Origin of the sequence: Flavobacterium litorale (assembly GCF_019613795.1) — a bacterium.
In the GTDB taxonomy this organism is placed as follows: Bacteria; Bacteroidota; Bacteroidia; order Flavobacteriales; family Flavobacteriaceae; genus Flavobacterium; species Flavobacterium litorale.
On the sequence record NZ_CP080429.1, the window covers coordinates 40710 to 64168 of the forward strand.

At 37.4% G+C, this 23459-nt stretch carries 21 protein-coding genes; 13 read left to right on the plus strand and 8 right to left on the minus strand.

Features of this window, described 5'->3' with window-relative positions; all coding sequences use genetic code 11:
- Positions 1–351: 351 nt before the first annotated feature.
- On the plus strand, positions 352–2226 hold the full coding sequence (locus K1I41_RS00240) for an ABC-F family ATP-binding cassette domain-containing protein (protein WP_220640697.1): 1875 nt from the start codon (positions 352–354) through the stop codon (positions 2224–2226).
- A gap of 1 nt (position 2227) precedes the next feature.
- Positions 2228–2860 carry a hypothetical protein gene (locus K1I41_RS00245; RefSeq protein WP_220640698.1) on the plus strand — a complete coding sequence of 211 codons (633 nt, stop codon included), beginning with the start codon at positions 2228–2230 and terminating at the stop codon, positions 2858–2860.
- On the opposite strand, the gene K1I41_RS00250 is transcribed toward K1I41_RS00245, so the two are convergent.
- Together K1I41_RS00250 and K1I41_RS00255 are read right to left on the minus strand one after the other, a co-directional pair.
- The gene (locus K1I41_RS00250) at positions 2857–3111 is read right to left on the minus strand and encodes a DUF7218 family protein (RefSeq protein WP_220640699.1); all 255 of its coding nucleotides are present in this window, start codon (positions 3109–3111) and stop codon (positions 2857–2859) included. The two genes, K1I41_RS00245 and K1I41_RS00250, sit on opposite strands and share 4 nt — an antisense overlap.
- A 150-nt stretch (positions 3112–3261) precedes the next feature.
- The gene (locus K1I41_RS00255) at positions 3262–3933 is read right to left on the minus strand and encodes a hypothetical protein (protein WP_220640700.1); all 672 of its coding nucleotides are present in this window, start codon (positions 3931–3933) and stop codon (positions 3262–3264) included.
- A gap of 249 nt (positions 3934–4182) precedes the next feature.
- On the opposite strand from K1I41_RS00255, the gene K1I41_RS00260 reads away from it, so the two are divergent.
- From K1I41_RS00260 to K1I41_RS00285, 6 genes are all read left to right on the plus strand, one after another.
- Positions 4183–4884 carry an ABC transporter ATP-binding protein gene (locus K1I41_RS00260; protein WP_220640701.1) on the plus strand — a complete coding sequence of 234 codons (702 nt, stop codon included), beginning with the start codon at positions 4183–4185 and terminating at the stop codon, positions 4882–4884.
- Positions 4885–4937: 53 nt separating this feature from the next.
- Positions 4938–5510, plus strand: a complete 573-nt coding sequence (locus tag K1I41_RS00265) for a cob(I)yrinic acid a,c-diamide adenosyltransferase (RefSeq protein WP_220640702.1) — start codon at positions 4938–4940, stop codon at positions 5508–5510.
- 178 nt (positions 5511–5688) lie between these two features.
- The gene (locus K1I41_RS00270) at positions 5689–5910 is read left to right on the plus strand and encodes a DUF2795 domain-containing protein (protein ID WP_002986941.1); all 222 of its coding nucleotides are present in this window, start codon (positions 5689–5691) and stop codon (positions 5908–5910) included.
- A gap of 94 nt (positions 5911–6004) precedes the next feature.
- Positions 6005–9367, plus strand: coding sequence for a preprotein translocase subunit SecA (secA, locus tag K1I41_RS00275; protein ID WP_220640703.1), 3363 nt, complete (start codon positions 6005–6007; stop codon positions 9365–9367).
- Positions 9368–9477: 110 nt separating this feature from the next.
- Positions 9478–10050, plus strand: coding sequence for a hypothetical protein (locus K1I41_RS00280; RefSeq protein ID WP_220640704.1), 573 nt, complete (start codon positions 9478–9480; stop codon positions 10048–10050).
- A gap of 103 nt (positions 10051–10153) precedes the next feature.
- Positions 10154–11392: a cation:proton antiporter gene (locus K1I41_RS00285; RefSeq protein ID WP_220640705.1), complete on the plus strand. Its 1239-nt coding sequence runs from the start codon at positions 10154–10156 to the stop codon at positions 11390–11392.
- Positions 11393–11394: 2 nt separating this feature from the next.
- On the opposite strand, the gene K1I41_RS00290 is transcribed toward K1I41_RS00285, so the two are convergent.
- The 3 genes from K1I41_RS00290 to K1I41_RS00300 all read right to left on the minus strand — a co-directional run bounded on the left by K1I41_RS00290 (position 11395) and on the right by K1I41_RS00300 (position 14466).
- Positions 11395–12804, minus strand: a complete 1410-nt coding sequence (locus tag K1I41_RS00290) for an FAD-binding oxidoreductase (RefSeq protein WP_220640706.1) — start codon at positions 12802–12804, stop codon at positions 11395–11397.
- 70 nt (positions 12805–12874) lie between these two features.
- Positions 12875–13306: a DoxX family protein gene (locus K1I41_RS00295; RefSeq protein ID WP_255566940.1), complete on the minus strand. Its 432-nt coding sequence runs from the start codon at positions 13304–13306 to the stop codon at positions 12875–12877.
- A gap of 221 nt (positions 13307–13527) precedes the next feature.
- Positions 13528–14466 (minus strand): AEC family transporter, encoded by a 939-nt coding sequence (locus K1I41_RS00300; RefSeq protein WP_309508864.1) that lies wholly within the window; start codon positions 14464–14466, stop codon positions 13528–13530.
- Between the two features lie 164 nt (positions 14467–14630).
- Between K1I41_RS00300 and meaB the strand changes: the two genes are divergently transcribed.
- Positions 14631–15719, plus strand: a complete 1089-nt coding sequence (meaB, locus tag K1I41_RS00305) for a methylmalonyl Co-A mutase-associated GTPase MeaB (protein WP_220641785.1) — start codon at positions 14631–14633, stop codon at positions 15717–15719.
- A gap of 234 nt (positions 15720–15953) precedes the next feature.
- Here meaB and K1I41_RS00310 read toward each other — a convergent pair whose 3' ends face one another.
- Positions 15954–16184: a DUF8828 family protein gene (locus K1I41_RS00310; protein WP_220640707.1), complete on the minus strand. Its 231-nt coding sequence runs from the start codon at positions 16182–16184 to the stop codon at positions 15954–15956.
- Positions 16185–16219: 35 nt separating this feature from the next.
- Positions 16220–17596, minus strand: a complete 1377-nt coding sequence (locus tag K1I41_RS00315) for an MATE family efflux transporter (RefSeq protein WP_220640708.1) — start codon at positions 17594–17596, stop codon at positions 16220–16222.
- Positions 17597–17820: 224 nt separating this feature from the next.
- Between K1I41_RS00315 and K1I41_RS00320 the strand changes: the two genes are divergently transcribed.
- The gene (locus K1I41_RS00320; protein WP_220640709.1) at positions 17821–18189 is read left to right on the plus strand and encodes a hypothetical protein; all 369 of its coding nucleotides are present in this window, start codon (positions 17821–17823) and stop codon (positions 18187–18189) included.
- Here the strand turns inward: K1I41_RS00320 and K1I41_RS00325 are convergent.
- Complete coding sequence (locus tag K1I41_RS00325; RefSeq protein WP_220640710.1) at positions 18153–19037, minus strand: PPK2 family polyphosphate kinase; 885 nt, start codon at positions 19035–19037, stop codon at positions 18153–18155. The genes K1I41_RS00320 and K1I41_RS00325 overlap by 37 nt on opposite strands.
- A 71-nt stretch (positions 19038–19108) precedes the next feature.
- On the opposite strand from K1I41_RS00325, the gene K1I41_RS00330 reads away from it, so the two are divergent.
- The 3 genes from K1I41_RS00330 to K1I41_RS00340 all read left to right on the plus strand — a co-directional run bounded on the left by K1I41_RS00330 (position 19109) and on the right by K1I41_RS00340 (position 23416).
- The gene (locus K1I41_RS00330; protein WP_220640711.1) at positions 19109–19951 is read left to right on the plus strand and encodes a DUF6929 family protein; all 843 of its coding nucleotides are present in this window, start codon (positions 19109–19111) and stop codon (positions 19949–19951) included.
- 170 nt (positions 19952–20121) lie between these two features.
- On the plus strand, positions 20122–20634 hold the full coding sequence (locus K1I41_RS00335) for an RNA polymerase sigma factor (RefSeq protein ID WP_220641786.1): 513 nt from the start codon (positions 20122–20124) through the stop codon (positions 20632–20634).
- Positions 20624–23416: a YfbK domain-containing protein gene (locus K1I41_RS00340; RefSeq protein WP_255566941.1), complete on the plus strand. Its 2793-nt coding sequence runs from the start codon at positions 20624–20626 to the stop codon at positions 23414–23416. The genes K1I41_RS00335 and K1I41_RS00340 overlap by 11 nt, the downstream gene beginning before the upstream one ends.
- Positions 23417–23459 lie beyond the last annotated feature (43 nt).

Below are 23459 nucleotides of genomic sequence, written 5' to 3' on the forward strand. Positions count from 1 at the left end.
TGTTTTTTAAAATTTTTACTTTAAAAATATTTGCTTTACGGTTTACTAATAGTCAAGTTTTGTTCCAAAGCAAAAAAATGACTTTTTGACACTATAAGTGTCATTATGTCATTATTAGTATACAAAAGTGCCATCTTTAGCACCCTTACTCCTCGAGTTCTGGCTATGAAATGGTAATTAACGACTACCGAAAACCCGAACTACATAGGATAATACGAGAAAACACAACACAACGATTTGGTGGTAAACATGTAGACACATAAGCTAAAATTAAAAAAGCAACCGCATAACAGTATCGGTTACATGTAAAACCTAAAACAAATAAACTATTTTTGCACAAAAAGCAGTATAGTGAATTACCTTTCAGTAGAAAATATATCCAAGTCTTTTGGCGAACGTACTTTATTCGAGAACATCTCTTTTGGGATTAACAAAGACCAAAAAGTGGCTTTTGTTGCCAAAAATGGTACAGGTAAAACAAGCATCTTAAAAATTATTACAGGGGAAGATATGCCCGATACGGGGCAGGTAGTAATGCGGAAAGACATAAAAATGGCGTTTTTACCGCAGGAACCCAACCTTGACCCTGAGTTGAGCATTGAGGAAAGTATTTTTGCATCGGATAACGATATTCTTAAAACAATAGCGCAATACGAGAAAGCACTTAACAATCCTGAAGACGAAGAAGCCTACCAAAAAGCATTTGAACGGATGGATATGCACAATGCTTGGGATTTTGAAACGCAGTACAAACAAATACTGTTTAAACTAAAGCTCGACGATTTAAAACTTAAGGTTAAGAGCCTTTCGGGCGGGCAAAAAAAACGTTTGGCACTTGCCATTATATTAATAAACAAGCCCGACTTGTTAATACTAGATGAGCCCACCAACCACTTGGATTTAGAGATGATTGAATGGTTGGAAAATTACTTTGCTAAAGAAAACATGACGTTATTTATGGTTACGCACGACCGCTTTTTTTTAGAACGGGTGTGTAACGAAATTATAGAGCTAGAAAATGGGCAACTCTACCAATATAAAGGAAACTACTCCTACTATTTAACGAAAAAGGAAGAACGCGTAGCTGCCGAAAATGCAAGTATTGACAAAGCTAAAAACCTTTTTGTAAAAGAGCTGGCTTGGATGCGCAGGCAACCCAAAGCACGTACTACAAAATCGAAATCAAGACAGGACGATTTTTACGTAATTAAAGAAAAAGCAAACAGCCGCCGTAAAGAGCACAAAGTGGAGCTTGAAATAAATATGGAGCGTATGGGTAGCAAAATTGTAGAGCTGCACAACGTTTCTAAAAAATTTAAAGATAAAACCATACTCGAAAATTTTAACTTTAACTTTAAAAAAGGCGAGCGCATTGGTATTATTGGTAAAAATGGTACAGGTAAATCTACTTTTTTAAACATACTCACGCAAAACATACCACCCGATAGCGGTAAAGTTATAACGGGCGACACCATTAAAATTGGCTATTATACGCAAAGTGGTATTAACCCGAAGCCCGAACAAAAGGTTATTGATATTATTAAGGAGTATGGCGAATATATACCGCTTGCTAAAGGCAGAATAATATCGGCAGGGCAACTACTGGAACGCTTTTTATTTGACAGAAAAAAGCAATACGATTTTGTAGAAAAGTTAAGTGGTGGTGAGCTAAAACGCTTATACCTGTGTACCGTTTTAATACAAAACCCTAACTTTTTAATACTGGATGAGCCTACTAACGACCTTGATATTGTTACGCTTAACGTACTGGAAAGTTTCCTGCTCGATTATCCTGGCTGCCTTTTGGTAGTAAGCCACGACAGGTATTTTATGGATAAAATTGTAGATCATTTATTTGTGTTTAGAGGTAACGGCGTTGTTGAAGATTTTCCAGGCAACTACAGTGATTTCCGTACGTACGAGGATAGTAACGAACCTGTAAAGGAAAACCCAAAAACTACTGGCGATACCACTACTAAAAAGAACTGGAAACAAAGTAATGCAACTACTGGACTAAATTTTAACGAGCAAAAGGAATACAGCAAAATTGAAAGAGAAATAAAGGATTTAGAACGCGATAAGGAAGCTATAGAGGCTTTATTTTCTGATGGAAAGGTTGATGATACGGATATTGCTACAAAAGCAGAAGAATTACAAAAGATACTGGATAAAATTGACGGAAAAACAGAGCGTTGGTTTGAACTGAGTGCTAAAATGGAAGAATAATATGAAAAAACTAAGCTACACTCAATTTTTGTGGAAATCTAAAAACGCACATGGCATACACTCGCCATTTGTGTATGGTGTAGTTAGCAAATGTTTTTATAACAAAGTAGGAAAACTATATACCAAGCAGCGGCACGTACCTGTAAAGGGTATAACACCTGATGTTGCCAACGTTTTATATAAAATTATGTTCCATTTTAAACCCTCCACATTCTACATTTTGGGGATTGAAGCAACTAAAGTAACCGAAATGCTACGCGTTTTAGGCGAAAAACTAAATACAAATCCATGGTTCCTATCCACATTAGCCCCCATAACTAGCCCTATTGATTTGGCTTACCTATCGGGTAGCAATACATCGGAACTGTTACCTTTATTAGAGGAAATACTACCAAACGCAAATAACAAAACTGTGTGTGTTATAGGTAACATACATAAAACAAATACCACCGAAACAGCTTGGGATGCTATAAAAAAACACCCAAATGTTACGGTTACTATAGATACGTATCATTTGGGATTGGTATTTTTTAGAAGCGGGCAAGCAAAACAGCACTTTACTATTCGCCCATATAAAAACAGATTAGTCGATGCCTTACTAGGCATACGCAACCTTTGGGGTTTGTTGGGTTAGTTATTACGCAGTGCATTAATTAACTCTTGCTTATTCATTTTAGAGCGCCCTTCAATACCTACTTTTTTCGCTTGCGCATACAAATCCTCCTTTGTTCGGTCTTCATACTTTTTAGCCTTACCACCACGTTTACCCGCGTTATCACTATTGGCTATTCGTGCCGATTTTTCCTTGCTATATCCTTGCTCTCTAAGTGCCTCATATTGGTCTGGATTTTTAACCTGAGGTCTGTTATTTTTGGTTTTTGCCATGGCTTTTGTTGTTTTACTAATTAACAGTATAAAATTATTAAACCACTCATTTTATATGCGTTAAGCATCCGTTAAAAATAAAAAAGCCGCCCAAATTTGGGCGGCTTTTGTGCAAATTAATAATCAACCTCTAAATTATAGATTTGCAATTTATTCGTTGGCAGCTTCCTTTGCTGCTTCGTTCTCATCACCTTTAGCCGTCATTCGTTCCCATTTAAATTTAGGAGCAAACCCTAATTTAAGTTTAGCAATTTCACCATTATCTTCAGATGTTAGTCCCTCTTTTTCAACAGTGTTTTTTCTAGTATCTAACGCTTCGTACCAAGCTTTAATTTTATCAAAATCCTGGCGTGAGTAGTTATCTTTATTAGCATCAAAGGTAGCAACAAATCTTTCGTAAACACTCAATATATTATCTTTGTTTACCCATTCAAACTTCATATCGTTACCAATACCATTACCTTCGCCAAAGTAGCTTACGTATAACGTATTCGCAGCAGCGTTATTCACATTTTCAGAAACGGTCATTTCCATTTCCTCATACTTTTGCTTCGTATCGTTTATTCTTTCTTGAGCATCTTCTTGTTCCTCCTCTTTCATAGTCTCAATAGCAGCATCGGCTTCGCTAAGTCTGTTTTTGTGCTCTGCTTTAATAGCATTCCAATTTGCCATTTTCTCTTCATCCTCAAGATTGTTCACAGAATCATAAAAAGACTCATAACGATCTATTTTATTTTCCGCCGCCATCTCAGTGTCAGTTTTACAAGACGTTAATCCTGCAGCCACTAAAACAGCACCTAACATTACATTTAATTTTTTCATAATTGATTTGTTTTATATTACTTTGATACACCAAAGATAGGCTGATGCCGAGCAAATATCAAAATAAAAACTGCTATATTAGGAATACTTTAATAATTATAACACATACTTAATAACTATTAGGAATACGTTAACAGTAATTAGGTCATATCAAGGTTAAAAGCAACCGCTACAAGCTGCTACGTAAATGGAAAAATGCCTAAAAAACACTCGGAAAAAATTACTACTTTTAAGGCTCAAAATAAAAAAATGGGAAAACCAATAATCAATATAAAAGGCATAACGCGCGATTTCCCTTTGGGTAGCGAAATCGTTAAGGTATTAAAAGGTATCGATCTTACTATAAACAAAGGAGAGTATGTAGCACTAATGGGACCTTCGGGCTCGGGTAAAAGTACGCTCATGAATTTATTAGGATGCCTTGATACACCTACGGGAGGCATATACAACCTTAATGATAAAGACGTTAGCCAAATGAGTGATGATGAGTTAGCTGGCATACGCAATAAAGAAATTGGTTTTGTATTCCAAACCTTTAACCTACTACCGCGTACCACTGCGCTAGATAATGTGGCGTTACCTATGGTATATGCTGGATGCAAAAAAGCTGAACGTGATAGTCGTGCCACAGAAGTGTTAACACAAGTGGGGCTAGCGGACAGAATGGATCATAAACCCAACCAGCTATCGGGTGGGCAACGCCAAAGGGTAGCTGTAGCAAGAGCATTGGTAAACAACCCCTCTATTATTCTTGCTGATGAACCTACAGGGAACTTGGATAGTAAGACCTCTATAGAGATTATGAACCTGTTTAACGAGATACATGCTAATGGCAACACGGTAATATTAGTAACACACGAAGAAGACATTGCAGCCTATGCGCACCGTGTTATCCGATTGCGTGATGGTATCATCGAAAGCGACAACGTAAACCCTAACCCTGTTACCTAGTTTTAACTGTAATAGTATTTAAACAAAGTAGCAGCCAACCATAAAACAAAACGATGAAAGTATATACAAAAACTGGAGATAAAGGTACTACTGCCCTATTTGGGGGTACACGCGTACCTAAACACCATATACGCATAGAGAGTTACGGTACAGTAGACGAGTTAAACTCACATATTGGCTTAATTCGTGACCAAGATATGAACCCGATGTACAAAAAAACATTGGAAAACATACAAGATAAACTCTTTACTATTGGTGCCATATTGGCAACACCACCCGAAAAAGAAATCCTAAAAAACGGTAAGGAGCGCCTTAACATCCCTAAAGTTTCCGAAGAGCACGTTGAATTGCTTGAGAACGAAATAGACCGTATGGATAGCGCCCTACCGCAAATGACGCATTTTGTATTACCTGGTGGGCACACTACAGTGTCATATTGTCATATAGCGCGTTGCGTTTGCCGCCGTGCAGAGCGGCTTGCAGTACATTTGGATGAACTAGAAGGTATAGATACTATGGTTTTACGCTACTTAAACCGACTTTCTGACTACCTTTTTGTACTGGCACGGAAGTTGTCACATGATTTGAATGCCGAGGAAGTAAAATGGATACCCGAAAAGTATTAGTACTGCTACCAAAAGCAATTAACTAAAAGTGCTTGTATTTCAGGGTTTAAAAGCCGTATTTAAAAAGGATACGCAAGCAAACAATTACGTTCTTAACTTTTTTATAAAATAAACAAATTTTTGCTTGACATTTTCAGCAGAAAAATTATTTTTGCATAAAATTAAACCTTTTTAGAAGATGTATTGGACATTAGAATTAGCATCCTATTTAAGTGATGCCCCGTGGCCGGCTACAAAAGATGAACTTATAGATTATGCCATTCGGACCGGAGCACCACTAGAGGTGGTAGAAAATCTTCAGTCAATCGAAGATGAAGGCGAGATTTACGAATCTATGGAAGAAATATGGCCAGATTATCCTACTGATGAAGACTATCTTTGGAATGAGGATGAATATTAGCAAAAAATAAATTTCAATTGAAAAGTCTCTTTCGCGAGGCTTTTTTTTTGTTAAATACCAACATCATCAAATAAACATAAGTAACTATATAATAATGAGTTTAATAAATACGATACTTAAAGCTTTTGTGGGCGATAAATCGCAAAAGGATATAAAACTGATACAGCCGCTTGTTAAAAAAGTACACTCTTTTGAAGCAGCACTATCAGGACTATCCCACGATGAGCTGAGAGAAAAAACCATTGCTTTTAAAGCAAAAATAAAAGAAGCGAGGTCTGAAAAAGATGCTAAAATTGCATCGTACCTTGAAGAAATAGAAAAAACCGAAGATATTGACAAAAGAGAAGATATATACGCTTCTATAGATGCGCTTGAAAAAGAGGCATACGACATTTCGGAAAAAGTACTAATGGAAATCCTACCCGAAGCTTTCGCTGTAGTAAAAGAAACTGCACGACGCTTTAAGGAAAATACTAGCATTAGTGTTACCGCTACTCCTTATGATAGGGAATTATCAGGAACAAAATCGTACGTTGAGCTGGATGGTGATACCGCTGTTTGGGCAAACTCATGGAATGCCGCAGGTAAGGAAATTACTTGGGACATGATTCACTACGATGTGCAGCTTATTGGTGGTATAGTACTACACGAAGGTAAAATTGCCGAGATGCAAACAGGTGAGGGTAAAACACTTGTAGCTACCCTACCCATGTACCTTAATGCCCTTACAGGCAATGGTGTACACTTAGTAACGGTAAACGATTACTTGGCACGACGTGATAGTACGTGGAAAGCCCCATTATTTGAGTTTCATGGTATGCGTGTAGATTGTATAGACAACCACCAGCCTAACTCGGACGCCCGACGCAAGGCCTATACTGCTGATATTACCTATGGTACTAATAACGAATTTGGTTTTGATTACCTTAGAGATAACATGGCGCACTCGCCAGACGATTTAGTGCAGCGTAAACATAACTTTGCCATTGTAGATGAGGTCGATTCGGTATTAATTGATGATGCACGTACGCCGCTTATCATATCAGGTCCTGTACCACAAGGCGACCGCCATGAATTTAACGAGTTAAAACCAAAAGTAGACCACCTTGTAAACTTGCAACGTACGCTACTTAATGGCGTATTGGCCGAAGCTAAAAAACTAATTAAGGAAGGCAATACTAAAGAGGGAGGTTTCCTGTTACTACGTGTATACCGAGGCTTACCAAAAAGTAAAGCCCTTATAAAATTTCTTAGTGAAGAAGGGGTTAAACAAATACTACAGAAGACCGAAAACCAATACATGCAGGATAACAACCGCGAAATGCATAAGGTAGATGAGGCACTGTATTTTACTATTGAAGAAAAAAACAATCAGGTAGAACTTACCGATAATGGTATCCAATTCCTATCGCAAGATACCGATAAAGAATTTTTTGTACTGCCCGATATTGGCACCGAAGTAGCCAATATTGAAAAACAAAATCTTGATAAAGAGGAAGAAGCAGAACGCAAAGAAGAACTTTTTAGAGATTTCTCTGTAAAAAGCGAGCGTATCCATACCCTTACCCAATTACTAAAAGCCTATACCCTTTTTGAAAAAGATGTAGAGTACGTAATTGAAGAAAACAAGATTAAAATTGTAGATGAGCAAACAGGGCGTATAATGGATGGTAGACGTTATTCTGACGGACTGCACCAAGCCATAGAAGCGAAAGAAAATGTAAAAATTGAAGCTGCCACCCAAACCTTTGCTACCGTTACCCTGCAAAACTATTTTAGGATGTACAGCAAACTAGCGGGTATGACGGGTACTGCAGTTACCGAGGCAGGTGAATTCTGGGAAATATACAAGTTGGATGTGGTAGAAATACCTACTAACCGACCTATTGCCCGTAAGGATGAGCAAGACCTCATATACAAAACAACACGCGAAAAGTTTAATGCCGTTATAGAGGATGTAACCAAACTATCGGCAGCAGGCAGACCCGTACTTATAGGTACTACGTCAGTAGAAATTTCTGAGCTATTGAGTCGTACACTTAAAATGCGAAATGTACCCCACAACGTACTAAATGCAAAATTACACAAGCGTGAGGCAGAAATTGTAGCCGAAGCAGGTAATGCTGGTGTTGTTACTATAGCTACCAACATGGCAGGTCGTGGTACGGATATCAAACTATCGCCCGAAGTAAAAGCAGCAGGTGGTTTGGCTATTATTGGTACAGAACGCCATGATTCCAGACGTGTAGACAGACAGCTTCGTGGTCGTGCAGGACGTCAGGGAGATCCAGGTAGTTCGCAATTCTACGTATCATTAGAAGATAACTTAATGCGATTGTTCGGCTCGGAAAGAGTTGCTAAGGTTATGGATAAAATGGGACTTAAGGAGGGCGAAGTAATACAGCACTCCATGATGACCAAATCTATAGAGCGTGCTCAGAAAAAAGTAGAAGAAAATAACTTTGGAGTACGTAAACGATTATTGGAGTACGATGATGTGATGAATGCACAACGTGAGGTAATATACAAACGAAGACGCCACGCACTACATGGCGAGCGTTTAAAAGTAGATATTGCTAACATGATGTACGACACGGCAGAAGATATTGTAAATTCCAATAAAGAAACTGGCGACTACAAAAACTTTGAATTCGAAATTATTCGTTACTTCTCTATAAATGTTCCTGTTACCGAGGCAGAATTTGGTAAAATGTCGGAAAGAGATTTAACGGCTAAACTATACAAAGCAGTTATGGAAGCTTATGCTGCTAAAAACGAACGCGATGCATCCGAAGCTTTCCCAGTAATTAAAAATGTGTACGAAGACGAGAGTTCGCAGTACGAGCGTATTGTAGTACCTTTTACCGATGGTATTAAAACGCTTAACGTGGTTACGAACTTGGAAAAAGCGTATCAAACCGAAGGACGATCGTTAGTGGCTGATTTCGAAAAGAACATTACACTTGCCATTGTAGATGAAGCGTGGAAAAAGCACCTTCGTAAAATGGACGAACTAAAACAATCCGTTCAGCTTGCTGTACACGAACAGAAAGACCCGCTACTTATTTATAAATTTGAAGCCTTTAACCTGTTTAAGAAAACAGTAAATGGTATTAATAAAGAGGTAGTATCGTTCCTGTTTAAAGGTGATTTGCCTTCGCATAACGCAAACAACATACAAGAGGCAAAACAGGTACGAAAGCCTAAGGAAGATTACGAAACAAATAAGGAAGAGGTTTTAAATACAGACGAGATGGCTTCTAAGGCACGCGAAGTATCGCAACAAAGCCAAAGCCGACCACAGGTTACCGAGACTATAGTTAGAGATACTCCGAAAATAAACCGTAATGATACGGTTACCATTAAACACGTAATGAGTGGAAAAACGGAAAGCATGAAGTTTAAAAAGGCAGAAAGCCTAATTGCCTCAGGAGAGTGGATTATCGTTAATAACTAAACTACTTACACCTTATATAAAAATCTCCAGCACTTAAAAATTGCTGGAGATTTTTTGTTTTGTGCCTATCAATACGCTAATTCTATTATATTTGAAAAAACTTACTAAAAATGAAAAAAACACTTACCACCTTACTACTATTTGTAGTTGCAGTAACTTTTGCACAAGACAAAAAATCGCTACAAGAACGTTCCGCAAAAATGTATGAGTACACCATACAAAACGAATACGCTAAATTATTAGATTTAACCTACCCGAAAATTTTTGATTTGGTACCCAAAGCAACCATGTTACAAATGTTACAAGGTATGATGGATAACGAGATGATGCGTATTGAACTTTTAGATAGAGTTCCAAACTTTTCTTACAGTTCTATAGAGAAAATTGAAAATGGTTATTATAGTCTTGTAGACCATGATATTACTATGAAAATGATTTTTAAAGAACCTATTGGGCAGGAGCAGGGTGAAATGATGGTAACGGCTATGAAACAGCAATTGGAATCGGGCGAAGTTAGTTTCGATGCTCAACAAAACGCCATAATAGCAAAAAAAAGATCGCAAATGATAGCTGTTTGCAATAGCGATACGGATAACAAATGGACATTTCTAAACAATGATAAGGGCAATGGCTACGTAACTACAATTTTTAGCGACGAAGTACGAAACAAATTAGGCATATAATAAAGTCTCGTTAAATTAAACTATATAGTTAACGGTTACTGTTTTTGGCTGTTATAATTGTTGTACTATTGCAAAAAACTCAACACTAGTAGTACTATAACGTATGGAACTCTATTACTCCTTATCGGTAATGATTGTTATCGCATCTATTTTTGCGTATTGCAATGTTCGGTTCTTAAAATTACCCTCTACCATAGGGGTAATGGTTATTGCTATGGTGGCCTCATTGGCACTCGTGTTTTTTGGCGACTCTGTACCCAAACTATCCAGCCGTATTGCTACGCTAATTGCTGGGTTTAACCTTACAGAGGTACTTATGGGAGCTATGCTAAACTTTATGTTATTTGCTGGTGCCATACACATTAACCTACGCGATTTAACAGAGCAACGTACACCCATAGTAACTTTCTCTACCGTTAGTGTAATTATTTCAACATTTGCAGTAGGTACACTCCTCTACTTTTTACCGATGAAGGGGATTGATATCCCTTATATATACTGCTTACTATTTGGTGCACTTATATCGCCTACTGATCCCGTTGCTGTATTAAGCGTATTAAAAGGGGCTAATGTGAGGAAAGCATTGGAAACAAAAATTGCTGGCGAATCGTTATTTAACGATGGTATGGCAGTAGTTATGTTTGCTGTAATATTGCAAATTGCACAAGAAAATAGTACTGAGTTTACGTTGTTAAATATTATGTGGTTATTTGTTAGAGAAGCAGGTGGCGGTTTTTTGTTGGGAATAGTGTTGGGTATAATTGCATCTAAAGCTATGCAAAAAATAAATGACTATAAAGTGTCCGTACTCATAACATTGTCAGTAGTTATGGGCGGCTATTTGGTGGCACAATGGCTCAAGGTATCAGGACCATTAACCATGGTTTTTGCGGGACTTATAATTGGTAATTTCAGAAAACGTTGGGCAATGTCGGTTGTAACAAAAGATTATCTTGATAAGTTTTGGGAACTGAACGACGAGATACTAAATGCAATATTATTTTTGTTTATAGGTTTTTACCTGCTTATAATTCCAGATTTAAACACTTATTGGATTCCTGGATTAGCAAGCGTATTAATTGTATTACTCTCACGGTTCATCTCAATTTGGTTGCCTGCTAAGTTTATTACCTTTAAGGAGAAATTTAGCAAAGACACCCTAAAAATACTGGTTTGGGGTGGTTTGCGCGGTGGTGTATCTATTGCCTTGGCACTCTCTATAGACGAAGGTCCTTATAAAAAAACTATTGTAGCCATCACTTATTTTGTAGTTGTATTTTCTATAATAGTACAAGGGTTAAGCATTGGTAAAATAACTAAAAAAATGCTGGGCAAGCAATAATACTATAATTTATCGGGTAGTATTTTACCAGGGTTAAGAATATTGTTGGGGTCAAACAATGTTTTAATCCCTTTCATGAGTTGTAAATGGTGGTTACTAAAAGCAATATCCATATAGTTTTTTTGCACGTAACCAATACCATGCTCTCCCGATAGTGTTCCTTTTAACGAAACCGTAAGCTCAAATATTTCTCTAATCCCTTTTGGCACCTCATTTTGCCACATGGCATCAGTCATGTCACCTTTAATAATATTTACATGCAAATTACCATCGCCTGCATGCCCATAGCAAACCGATTTAAAACCATATTTGTTGCCTATTGCCTTAACGCCTTTTAATAGTACAGGCAATTCGTAGCGGGGTACTACGGTATCTTCTTCCTTGTATATAGAATTCGACTTTACAGCTTCGCCCACTACCCTACGGAGTTTCCATAAAGCATTCTTTTGGTCTTCAGTATCTGCAAATAGTACCTCATCAATAGCAAACTGCTCAACCACTCCCATTATTTTTTCTGCTTCTGCAAATAACACATCAGGGTAATTACCGTCTACCTCTATTAATAAATGGGCTTGTATATCATCTTTAATATCCAATTGTACACTGCCTAAAAAACGTACCCCCCAATCAATAGCATCGCGTTCCATAAACTCTAAAGCACTTGGTACTATCCCTGCTCTAAAAATAGCCGCTACCGCCTCACAAGCCTGCTCCGATTTAAAGAATGGCACTAACATTAATACGTTGTGGCTATTTTTCGGCAACAATTTCATTACAATTTTGGTAATAACACCTAGCGTACCCTCGCTACCTACCATAAGTTGTGTAAGGTTGTACCCTGTGGAGTTTTTAAGGGTATTGGCACCTGTTTCTATAATTTCGCCTGTAGGCAATACTACTTCCAAATTAAGCACATAATCTTTAGTAACACCATATTTTACAGCTCTGGCACCTCCTGCATTTTCGGCAACGTTACCACCTATAGTACAGCTCCCTCTGCTGCTTGGGTCGGGCGGGTAAAACAATCCTTTGGCTAAAGCAGCTTCCTGAAATTCTTGCGTTATAGCTGCAGGACCAACAATACCTTGTAAATTCTTCTCACCAATAACAATACTATTTAATCGCTCTGTAGAGAGCCCTATACCACCGTGTATGCTTAGTGCGCCACCGCTTAGCCCCGTACGTGCACCTATAGGCACTACAGGTATTTTATGGGTATTGGCAAGCTTCATTATCTCCGAAATTTCCTGAGTATTTGCAGGTTTTACCACTACCGACGGTGGAAAGCTATAGTCTTCCGTTTCATCATGTCCGTAATGGGTTCTTGTTTCGATATCTAAAAATAAAAATGATTGTCCAACTATATTTTCAAGCTGTACAATCATTTCTTGTGGTAATGGTATCGTGTTCATAATTATAGTATCAATGCATTACTTGGTAACAGTCAAAAATACTATAAATTATACTATTCGTTTTTAGATATTAATAATTACTTTTCCGCTTTTTACCTGCAATAAGTCTATCTACAGAAAAACGTCCGCTACCCACTATAAGTAATAATACATATATGGCTAGGTAGAGTGCTGGGAGTTCTTTGTGGGTAAAACCATCCTTAGCGTGTACTACAAATATAATTACCAACATGGTTACAATAAGTGGTAGTGCTGCCAGCCGTATAGCAAACCCCATTACAATTAGGAAAGAGCAAACCAGCTCGGCAAAAACAGTTAGTATTAACGACGGTTTTGCACCTATACCTATGGGGTCGGCAAATTTAATAACCCCACCTTCCATAAGCATATCAAGTTTATGCAATCCGTGTGTCATCATAAAACATCCTACCGTAATACGTAATAACAAAATGCCTATATCATACAGGTTTTGATTGTACGAGGTATTAAAAATATTCATCATTATTCTATTTTAGAATTGATAGTTGTTGTAGGAGAAGGAGTTTGGGTACAGCACGAGGACTGTTTTAGTGTAGCCATAAGTTGTGGTTTTTATTTTAAGGTTTGGTTTAGGACTATAAAATTAAAGAAATTGCAACAAAGGACAATTAAATTAATGCAAAGTGTTCCATTATTACTAAATAATAGCAATACTCATTATAATTATTGTAAAATTACTAGTGTTTAGTATATATGTAATAACCAATACCAAAATGCAAGTGTTAGAAAAGATAAAGGTATCCCCACCCCTATCATCATTCCAGAAAGGCGCGGCTTTAAACCATGCGAAGAGGCTAATATCGATGCTGTTATCATGGGTGCCATTGCTGCTTCCATAATAGCAACTTCTGTTTCTATCCCCTCGCCTTTAAGTAGTATTTTATAAAGTATAAAAAAGAAGGCCGGCATGATAAAAAGTTTAAAAAACAGCCCTAAAGCCAAAAAATTCCAATGCTTGCTTTTAAAATCTATTTTAAGCTGCATCCCTACCGCTACTAAGGCTACAGGTGTTACGGTACTACCCAGCCTTTGAAATATCGATTGTATATCGGATGTAAAATCGTAATCAAGAACATTCATACCTACACCTATAAAAAAGGCTACAAAGGGCGGAAAAAACAGAATTTTCTTTGTCATTTCGCCAACGCCCGACTTTCCTTTAGAGTATGCTGCTGCCACTATTATGCCCAGTGTTGCCATAACCACAAAAGTACCAGGTTGGTCCACAATAATAGCGGTTTCTAAACCTTGTTGTCCATATAATGCCTCTATAACAGGGAAACCAACAAATGAGGTATTTCCCAAGCCTCCCGTTAGAATAAGGCAGCCTGTTAACTTGCGCGACCAACCAAAGTAATTGCCTAGCGTTACAAAAAATATAAATGCGATAAGGAATCCTAACCATGCTACTCCTAGTGGGTATAGCAGCTTTATACTTGCTTCAATTTTAGGAATATAGTATAGTGCTAACCCTGGTAATGAAATATGAATTACAAACTGATTGAGGGCTACGTAGGCATTGGGCGGAAATGCTTTTACCCGTTGGGCGCAAACTCCTGCAAACATGCATACAAATATGAGGATAATACTGTCCAAATTACTTTTACTACAAATTGTAGCCAAATTTACAGTTATTAACTAAGCATGATACACAAAATACAAGTAAATATAAATAAGCTAAAAACAATGCACGTAAGTTTAGTAGCAACCACGTCAGTATTTAAATATAGCTGCCGAAACTTTAGGAATCCCGCCGAAATAGTTATTTTTACTTTACTTAAACGATCATAGTGGATAAACCTAAATTTAATACTGCTTTACACGAAAAAGATGGCGTGAACCAGCCCGAAAGCTTTAGTGCATCATCTATAGCTAATATTACTAAGTTAAGGAGGAAGCAGCCTACTGCTACCGAACTGGTACAAGGCATATTAAATGGTAATAAAACAGCTTTAAGCAGAGCCATAACCTTGGTAGAAAGCACTAACCCCAGCCATTTAGAAAAAGCTACCAATGTAATAAACCAATGTTTACCGCATGCCAACAAATCGGTACGTATTGGTATTACAGGCGTACCCGGTGTAGGCAAAAGTACTTTTATAGAGGCGTTTGGGAAACACCTTACGGGTACAGGACGTAAAGTAGCAGTACTAGCCGTAGACCCAAGTAGTTCGATGTCGCATGGGAGTATTCTGGGCGATAAAACCCGAATGGAGGAATTGGTGAAAGATGAAAATGCTTATATACGCCCTTCTGCATCAGGAGATACTTTGGGCGGCGTGGCGCGCAAAACACGCGAAGCAATTATACTTTGCGAAGCTTGTGGTTTTGACACTATTATTATTGAAACGGTTGGTGTAGGGCAAAGTGAAACGGCAGTACACAGTATGGTTGATTTTTTCTTGCTTCTAAAAATAGCAGGTGCCGGCGATGAGCTACAAGGTATTAAGCGCGGTATTATGGAAATGGCAGACCTTATTGTTATTAATAAGGCGGATGGCGATAACATTAAAAAAGCTAAACTAGCCAAAACGGAGTTTAATAGGGCTTTGCATTTGTTCCCTGCTAAAAACTCTGGATGGCAACCTAAAGTAACTACCTGTAGTGCTATTAACCACGATGGAATAGCAGATGTTTGGCAAATTGTGAGTGAGTATTTTGAAATGGCAAAAGGCAACCATTATTTTAATGCCAAACGTGCCGAGCAAAATAGCTATTGGTTAACCGAAACAATTAACGAGCAATTAAAAAGTAGTTTTTACACCCGTGAGGGTATTGCTCCGTTATTGGAACAGTACAAAAAAGCAGTACAAAACAATGAACTATCACCATTTGCAGCCGCACAGTTTTTATTGGAAAAGTATTTTAGTAAGTAATTCAACCTATCTTTCTGATTGCAACTAAGCAGAGTGAGGAATCTCTTTACAATGATAAACTCCTTTCATTAAAACTAAAAAATTACCCTACTTAAGTACATGGAAATTATCATCCTGCTTTGTCATTCTGAAGGTAGCGAAGCGGAGTGAAGAATCTTCTAATATTTATAGATTCTTCCTTCGTCAGAATGACATTACGTATATTGAATACTGTAACTGTAAGTTTATTATTATTTACTCTTTCTCGTACCGCTCTACTTCACGATCATAAAAAGCATTTGCCTGCTCTATTAATCGTTCCATTTCAGTTTCTAATTCATTTTCATCCAAATCTTCAGCTTCTTCTATAATTTCTACTTCATCATCTTTAAGATTAATTATAAAGCGTGGATAATCTAAATGAATAATAAATATATCTTCTGGGTAATCCGTATTATCAGCTAGTACAAATTTTGGTAATTCCATAATAGTAGTAAAGTTTTAACGTCGCAAGGCAAAAACTACGCCTCTTGATGAATAAGTTTTTTTGTTAAGTAATTAAAGCGAAGATACAAAAATAAAGCAGCAACAGTAAGCCCTGCCAATAGCCCTATCCAAACACCTGTAGCTTTTAAATCGGTATATAAACCTAAGTACAACGATACGGGGAAACCTACAACCCAATACGAAACAAAAGTAATAAAGGTTGGTATTTTTACATCCTGCAATCCGCGTAATGCACCTAATACTACTACTTGGATACCATCGGATATCTGGAAAACAGCAGCAACAAGTAATAACTGCGAAGCAATTTTAATAACCTCTATATTTTCTGCCAGTAGTGTTGTATCGGTCATGTTTAAAAAGAAATGCGGTAAATAGTCATGCAAGAGTATGAATAAAGTAGCAAATACAATTTCTATTAATACGGCAAGTAAAAAAATGGAACGTGCCACTAATAGTAACTTATTATAGTCTTTAAGCCCTTTTTGGTTTCCTACCCTAATCATAGATGCCACGCTTAGCCCCATAGCAAACATAAACGTCATGCTAGCAAGGCTTAACGCTATTTGGTTGGCAGCTTGGCTGGATTTACCAATATAGCCCGATAGCCATATTGCCCCAGTAAATAAAGCTACCTCAAAAAACATTTGCATGGACGAGGGTAAGCCCAAAGCGGTAATCCTACGCAGCATCTTTTTCTTCATGTTACCAATACTAAAGTTGGTAAAGTATATTTTTAACTGCTCATTTTTAACCAATATGTAGTGCATATAAACCAGCATAAATATCCGAGATACTACCGTACCTATAGCTGCACCAATTATACCCATTTCTGGGAAAATCCATATTCCGTAAATCAATAAATAATTAATTACAATATTTATAACGTTAGATATAATAACAGCATACATGGCATATTTGGTAAGCGATAGCCCATCGGCAAACTGTTTGTATCCCTGAAAAATAACCATAGGTAATAACGAGAATGCAACCCAATCGATATAAGGTCCTGCAAGCACAACAACCTCTTCAGGCTGACTCATTAACGCCATTAATGGCTTGGAAAAGAATACGGTACCAAATAGAAAAATTCCTAGTACGCTGCACAAAAATAATCCATGATGAAACACACTACGCACTTTGGCAACATTCTTTTCGGCATCGTGTTGTGCTACTATGGGGGTAATAGCAGTAGAAAAACCAATGCCTACCGACATGGCTATAAATACCATACTATTACCCAACGATGCAGCAGCAAGTTCGGCAGCACCCAACTTACCTACCATAATATTATCTATAATACCCGTTATGGTGTGCCCTAACATGCCTAGTATTACAGGCCATGCTAAACGAATATTGTATTCAAATTCTTTTGTGTAAGCGGATAATTTCACCCTGTATGCAATTTTTTGCAAATGTAAGTAGAAGAAATGAATGCGTATGTTGAATAAAGTTAAATAATACCCTACTAAAATGCACTTACCATAACCTAGCGTAAACACTTACAGTTTATTAATAAATTGTAAATAGTGGTAAAAAAATGAACCGCAGCAACAAATAGTATATTACTTTTATTGTAGGTTTTATATTTTTGTTAGTACAATACAGCATTAACAAAATGAGGTTATTTATTACAGACTGGAGCAGCCAGCCTACTACACCCCTTATTAACCATTGCAAAAATACATCGCATAAGGTGGTAGGTACGCAGCTAGTTGACACAGAAGACGTTTTTAGTAGTGTTATAGCTGCAAAGCCCGATACTGTAGTAATTAATTATGCCCATAAACCCGCCAAAGGAAGGGCTATAGCAAAAACCTTACGGAAACAAGAAAAAACGGCACTATTACCCATTTACTTTATTAATGGTGAAGAAGAGGAAAACGAAAAAGTAGCCCATATGGGCATTTGCCTTAGTGAAGAAGAATTTAAAGAGTTATTGCAAACCGATCAGCCTGGTGCCTCACTAGAGAGTTTTCTTTTGTAGCTATTAATATTTTCCATAACCTCATCATCTACTTCGGGTTCTTTAATATCGTATTGCTGTAAATTGTCTAAAATTATTTTGGCAACATAATAACGTGCTGCTTCCTTATCATCAGCAGGTATAGCATACCATGGCGCATAATTGGTAGCCGTAGCACTTATTGCCTCTTGGTAATATTTTTGGTAATCGTCCCAAAGGTCGCGTTCCGTTAAATCGCTTGGCGAAAACTTCCAATTGTGGCTACCCCTATCCAACCTTCGTAATAAGCGCTTGCGCTGCTCCTCCTTACTCAGGTTTAAAAAAAACTTTAGTACTATAGTTCCATTCTGCACCAAATGCTTTTCAAAATTATTAATCTGTTCAAAACGCATGTTCCAAAAATCTGTAGGTACATCTGTTACCGACGCTATATTTGGTAAATTCTCTTTCAATAAATATTCGGGGTGTACTCGCGTTACCAAAACATTCTCATAATGCGAACGATTGAATACCGAAAATTTTCCTTTTTCGGGTAATGCAATATAATGCCGCCACAAATAGTCGTGCTCCAATTCCACATCCGATGGTTGCTTAAAACTATGCACCACTACACCACGCACGTTAAAGTATTTAAACACCTCCCTAATTAAACTATCCTTACCCGCAGTATCCATGCCTTGCAAACAGAGTAAAACACCGTAGCGGTTATTGGCATACATTTTATCCTGTAGCTTACTTAAATCTTTGCTAACCTCTTTTAAAGCTACCTTTTTATCCTCTCGGGTTAAACCAGTATCAATATAGGTTGGTGCTAAACAAATATTAAAATCATCCGTAACTTTAAAGGTATCTATAGTGGTAGGCTTCATATAAAAATGGTTTATCTTTATAAAGATAAGAATTTATACATTTATCGCGTTTTACTACAAAACCTACTATTATGCAAAAGTTTCAGCTGGAACTCCTTTTTCGTATCATTGGTATTGGTTCGGCATCGGGTTTGCTATTTAATGGCGATTCGTTGTTTATTGCATCAGACGATAGCCATATCGTATACGAATATCATATCGATGACCAAGCACTTAACAAAACAGCACTAGTTGCCAATGGCTATACGGGTCCTTTAGAGCGTGTGCCAAAAATTGATAAAGCCGACTACGAAGCCTTAGCATTGCATGGGAAGGATTTGTATTTGTTTGGTTCAGGTTCTACCGAAAACCGTAATACTATAGCACATATAAATATTGAAACAAATGAGGTACTGCCACACCTTGATGCTACCGATTTATACCTTGCCATGCAAAGTTTTGGAGAAATTACGCCCGAGAATTTTAATATAGAGGCTGCTGTAAACGATGGGACTACATGGTATTTACTACAACGTGGCAACGGACCATCAGCCCAAAATGGTATTTTTACGTTGGACGGAACAATATCCGATATGTTTTTCCAGATTATTTACAACCCCATTGCACTGCCTAAAATACAAGGCGTACAAGCAGGCTTTACGGATGCAGTTAAGGTAGGCAACAAATTATATTTTCTGGCTGCCGCCGAAGCATCCAACGCAGTATATACTGATGGCGAAATTAAAGGCTCACTCATAGGTACTATTGATATTGAAACTATGACAGTAGAAAAAACACAAATAATTGGGCAAAGTAAGTTTGAGGGCATTACATTGTACGAGCAAACCAACAAAACCATATCTTTTTTATTGTGTGAGGATAACGACGATACTACAACTACAGCTAATATTTATAAGCTAATAATTGATAAATAAGCAGCTAAAGTTTACAGTCACACCGAAATCAATTAACTATAACTACTTACTGCAACTAAATACTAAAAATTTTTTTACTCCTCTCCCAACCTTTTACAACATTTACTGCTCTATATAAACAAAGAGACTTAATTGTGATAGACGAAAAACTCATAGCAGCATGCAAAAAGATGCACCGTGATGCCCAACGGCAGGTGTACGAAATTATGGCACCCAAGCTATATTATACTTGCAAAAGGTACTTAAAACGGGAAGAATTAATAGAAGAGGCAATGGCCGATGCCTTTTACACGATTTTTACCAAATTAGATCAGTTAAAAGAATTAAAAGCTTTTGAGGCTTGGGCACGCAAAATTGCGGTAAACCAATGCTTATTAAGCTTAAAACGGAATGTAAATTTTAATATTTATATAGAAGATATGAGTATAGCAGCCGAACCTTCGCAAGCCCAATCGGTCGGGTTAGAAGAGGAGGATTTGCTAGAACTTTTAAACCATATCCCCGAAGGTTGCAAAACCGTATTTAACCTTTTTGCCATTGAGGGCTATTCGCATAAAGAAATAGCCACCATGCTAAACATTAGTGAGGGAACTTCTAAATCACAATTAAACGTCTCCCGCACCAAACTAAAAGAATTAGTAAATAATGTTTATTATCAAAACGTGAACAGCAATGGAAAATAAAGATAAAATATACGAACAGTTTAAAGATGCTGCGGAGCAAGCCGAACAAAAAGGGTTTGACCGTATGGAAGCCGTTTGGAACAGAGTTGAGGAAAAACTGGATAACAAAAAGAAACGACATGCCATAGTATGGTGGCAATATACAGGCGTTGCTGCATTGTTAGTACTGTTTATTGGTATAGGTAATATGCTAGTAAACAACAACAACAACCCCGATGCAATAATAAATCCTGATACGCTACCCGAAAACAATGTTACAGTTATAGATACGCAAAAGATTAATGAGACTTTTAACCCTACAGTTAAAAGAGATTTAAAAGAACAAGAGGCTATTGTGTATGAAGAAGAAAATGAGAATTTCGTTTACGACACACCATCAAATGGCATATCGCCATCAGGTAAAAAAGTTACCGTAACAAATAAGCGAAAACCCGTACAAAGGAGAAACTATATCTCAAATGGAAAAATAACTACAGAGGAGATAAAATATAAACCTCTTGAGGCTCAAAAAAAATCAGCGTTAATAACAAACAAAGATAAAAGAGCAACAAGTACATCAAACAAAGTAGCAGTTAGGGTTCCTTCAACTATAAATACTAACCAATCACTTTCCAATACGGCAACCATAAGCCCCAATGCTTCTAACCAATACCCTGCGGTAACGTCCAACCGTTATCCGATAGAAAAAACGGAGACAAACGCAGCTGTAACAGCAATTTCGGTTGAAGAGATAGAAGATAGAGCCAATCCATCGGTAATTCAAAATCTCCAAGGTCAAGTAGCAGGATTAAATATTGCCACAGGTTCAGGACAGCCAGGTGCAGATAGCACCATAATATTGCGTGGCGTGGGTAGTATAAACGGAAACATAGAACCCCTATTTATTGTAGATGGAATACCCGTAGATGAAGACGGTTTTAGGAACATTAGCCAAAACGATATTGCATCGTACAGCATTTTAAAAGATGCAGCAGCAACATCTATATATGGCAACAGAGGAGCTAATGGCGTAATTGTTATTACTACCAAAAGAGGACGAAACTTTGATGAAACTGAGTATGTGGTAGTAGAAGAACAGCACGAAGCCCGAAAAAGTATAAAGGATAAAGTTAATGGTATAACTACCCTACCAGGTAGAGGCGAACCATTGTATATAGTAGATGGCTTCCCTGTAGATGGTGATACCTTTGATAATTTAAATATTGATGAAATTTCTAAATGCCGAATCCTTAAAGATGCAGCATCAATAGCCATTTACGGTAATAAAGGAGCTAACGGTGTAGTAGTAATTACCACTAAAAAAATACGCTTAGCTAAAAAAGAAGAGGTTGAAGAGGTAATAGAAGAAGCGGAGCAGAAACAAACCAAAATACAAATAGACCAAGAAGATTATGAATCGTTTGAAGAAAACCAGTTTGAAAACCCGAACATAGCACCACTATCAACATTCTCTATCGATGTAGATAATGCTTCGTACACCAACATACGTCGTTTTTTAAACAACGGGCAAACTGTACCCAAAGATGCCGTTAGAGTAGAGGAAATGATTAATTTCTTTAAATACAAATATCCACAACCAAAAGGTAAAAAGCCTTTTAGTATTAGCACAGAGTATAGCGATGCACCTTGGAACACTAAGCACAAACTGCTTAAAATAGGACTACAAGGGGTTGATATACCAACACAAGAATTACCCGCCTCTAACTTTGTGTTTTTAATAGATGTATCGGGCTCAATGAGTAGTAGTAATAAACTACCATTACTAAAACAATCGATGAAGTTACTAGTAAATCAAATGCGTGCTAAAGACAGAATTGCTATTGTAGTATATGCTGGTGCAGCAGGGCTGGTACTTCCCTCTACCAGCGGAGCAGAAAAAGCCAAAATTATAGCTGCTTTAGATAAGTTAGAGTCTGGTGGTAGTACCGCAGGTGGCGCTGGTATTGAATTGGCTTATAAAACAGCTCAGGAAAACTTTATTAAAAAAGGAAACAACCGCGTTATACTGGCTACCGATGGCGATTTTAATGTAGGCGCATCATCCAACAGCGATATGCAAACACTTATAGAACAAAAACGCAAAAGCGGTGTTTTCCTAACATGTTTGGGTTATGGTATGGGCAACTATAAAGATAGCAAAATGGAAATATTAGCCGATAAAGGGAACGGAAACTATGCTTATATAGATACGATGCAGGAAGCCGACCGTTTTTTACAAAGGGAATTTAAAGGCTCTATGTATGCTATTGCTAAAGACGTGAAGATACAAATTGAGTTTAACCCTAAGCACGTACAATCGTACCGCCTTATAGGATACGAAAACCGAAAATTACGTGATGAGGATTTTGCTAACGATGCAATAGATGCTGGCGAATTAGGCAGCGGACACACCGTTACTGCATTATACGAGATAATACCCACAGGTGTAAATAGTGATTATTTTACTAGCGAGCCAACATTGAAATACACCCAAACCAACGCCGTTATAAATAATTATAATAACGAATTGGCAACAATAAAATTCCGATACAAAAAGCCTGACGAAAATGTGAGTAAGGAGATTACCGAGATAATTTCTAACAATAGTGTAACATTACGAAAAACATCGGGCGATTTTAAATTTGCTAGTGCCGTTGCATGGTTTGGTTTAAAACTAAGAGATAGCAAGTTGATACCTAATAAGAAGAGCGAAGCTATTGTAAAACTAGCAAAACAAGGATTAGAAAACGACCCTGATGGTTATAGAGCAGAGTTTATACGACTTGTAAAAATGGTAGAATAAGTTTAGTAGTAGGTTTAGTTAAATTGAGAAAAGCACAGCGTTT

Bases quoted from the DNA above. Each gene is read 5' to 3' on its own strand.
- K1I41_RS00245 (WP_220640698.1), top strand. From the start codon at position 2,228: ATGAAAAAACTAAGCTACACTCAATTTTTGTGGAAATCTAAAAACGCA.
- K1I41_RS00250 (WP_220640699.1), bottom strand. From the start codon at position 3,111: ATGGCAAAAACCAAAAATAACAGACCTCAGGTTAAAAATCCAGACCAA.
- K1I41_RS00255 (WP_220640700.1), bottom strand. From the start codon at position 3,933: ATGAAAAAATTAAATGTAATGTTAGGTGCTGTTTTAGTGGCTGCAGGA.
- K1I41_RS00260 (WP_220640701.1), top strand. From the start codon at position 4,183: ATGGGAAAACCAATAATCAATATAAAAGGCATAACGCGCGATTTCCCT.
- K1I41_RS00265 (WP_220640702.1), top strand. From the start codon at position 4,938: ATGAAAGTATATACAAAAACTGGAGATAAAGGTACTACTGCCCTATTT.
- K1I41_RS00270 (WP_002986941.1), top strand. From the start codon at position 5,689: ATGTATTGGACATTAGAATTAGCATCCTATTTAAGTGATGCCCCGTGG.
- secA (WP_220640703.1), top strand. From the start codon at position 6,005: ATGAGTTTAATAAATACGATACTTAAAGCTTTTGTGGGCGATAAATCG.
- K1I41_RS00280 (WP_220640704.1), top strand. From the start codon at position 9,478: ATGAAAAAAACACTTACCACCTTACTACTATTTGTAGTTGCAGTAACT.
- K1I41_RS00285 (WP_220640705.1), top strand. From the start codon at position 10,154: ATGGAACTCTATTACTCCTTATCGGTAATGATTGTTATCGCATCTATT.
- K1I41_RS00290 (WP_220640706.1), bottom strand. From the start codon at position 12,804: ATGAACACGATACCATTACCACAAGAAATGATTGTACAGCTTGAAAAT.
- K1I41_RS00295 (WP_255566940.1), bottom strand. From the start codon at position 13,306: ATGATGAATATTTTTAATACCTCGTACAATCAAAACCTGTATGATATA.
- K1I41_RS00310 (WP_220640707.1), bottom strand. From the start codon at position 16,184: ATGGAATTACCAAAATTTGTACTAGCTGATAATACGGATTACCCAGAA.
- K1I41_RS00320 (WP_220640709.1), top strand. From the start codon at position 17,821: ATGAGGTTATTTATTACAGACTGGAGCAGCCAGCCTACTACACCCCTT.
- K1I41_RS00325 (WP_220640710.1), bottom strand. From the start codon at position 19,037: ATGAAGCCTACCACTATAGATACCTTTAAAGTTACGGATGATTTTAAT.
- K1I41_RS00330 (WP_220640711.1), top strand. From the start codon at position 19,109: ATGCAAAAGTTTCAGCTGGAACTCCTTTTTCGTATCATTGGTATTGGT.
- K1I41_RS00335 (WP_220641786.1), top strand. From the start codon at position 20,122: ATGCACCGTGATGCCCAACGGCAGGTGTACGAAATTATGGCACCCAAG.
- K1I41_RS00340 (WP_255566941.1), top strand. From the start codon at position 20,624: ATGGAAAATAAAGATAAAATATACGAACAGTTTAAAGATGCTGCGGAG.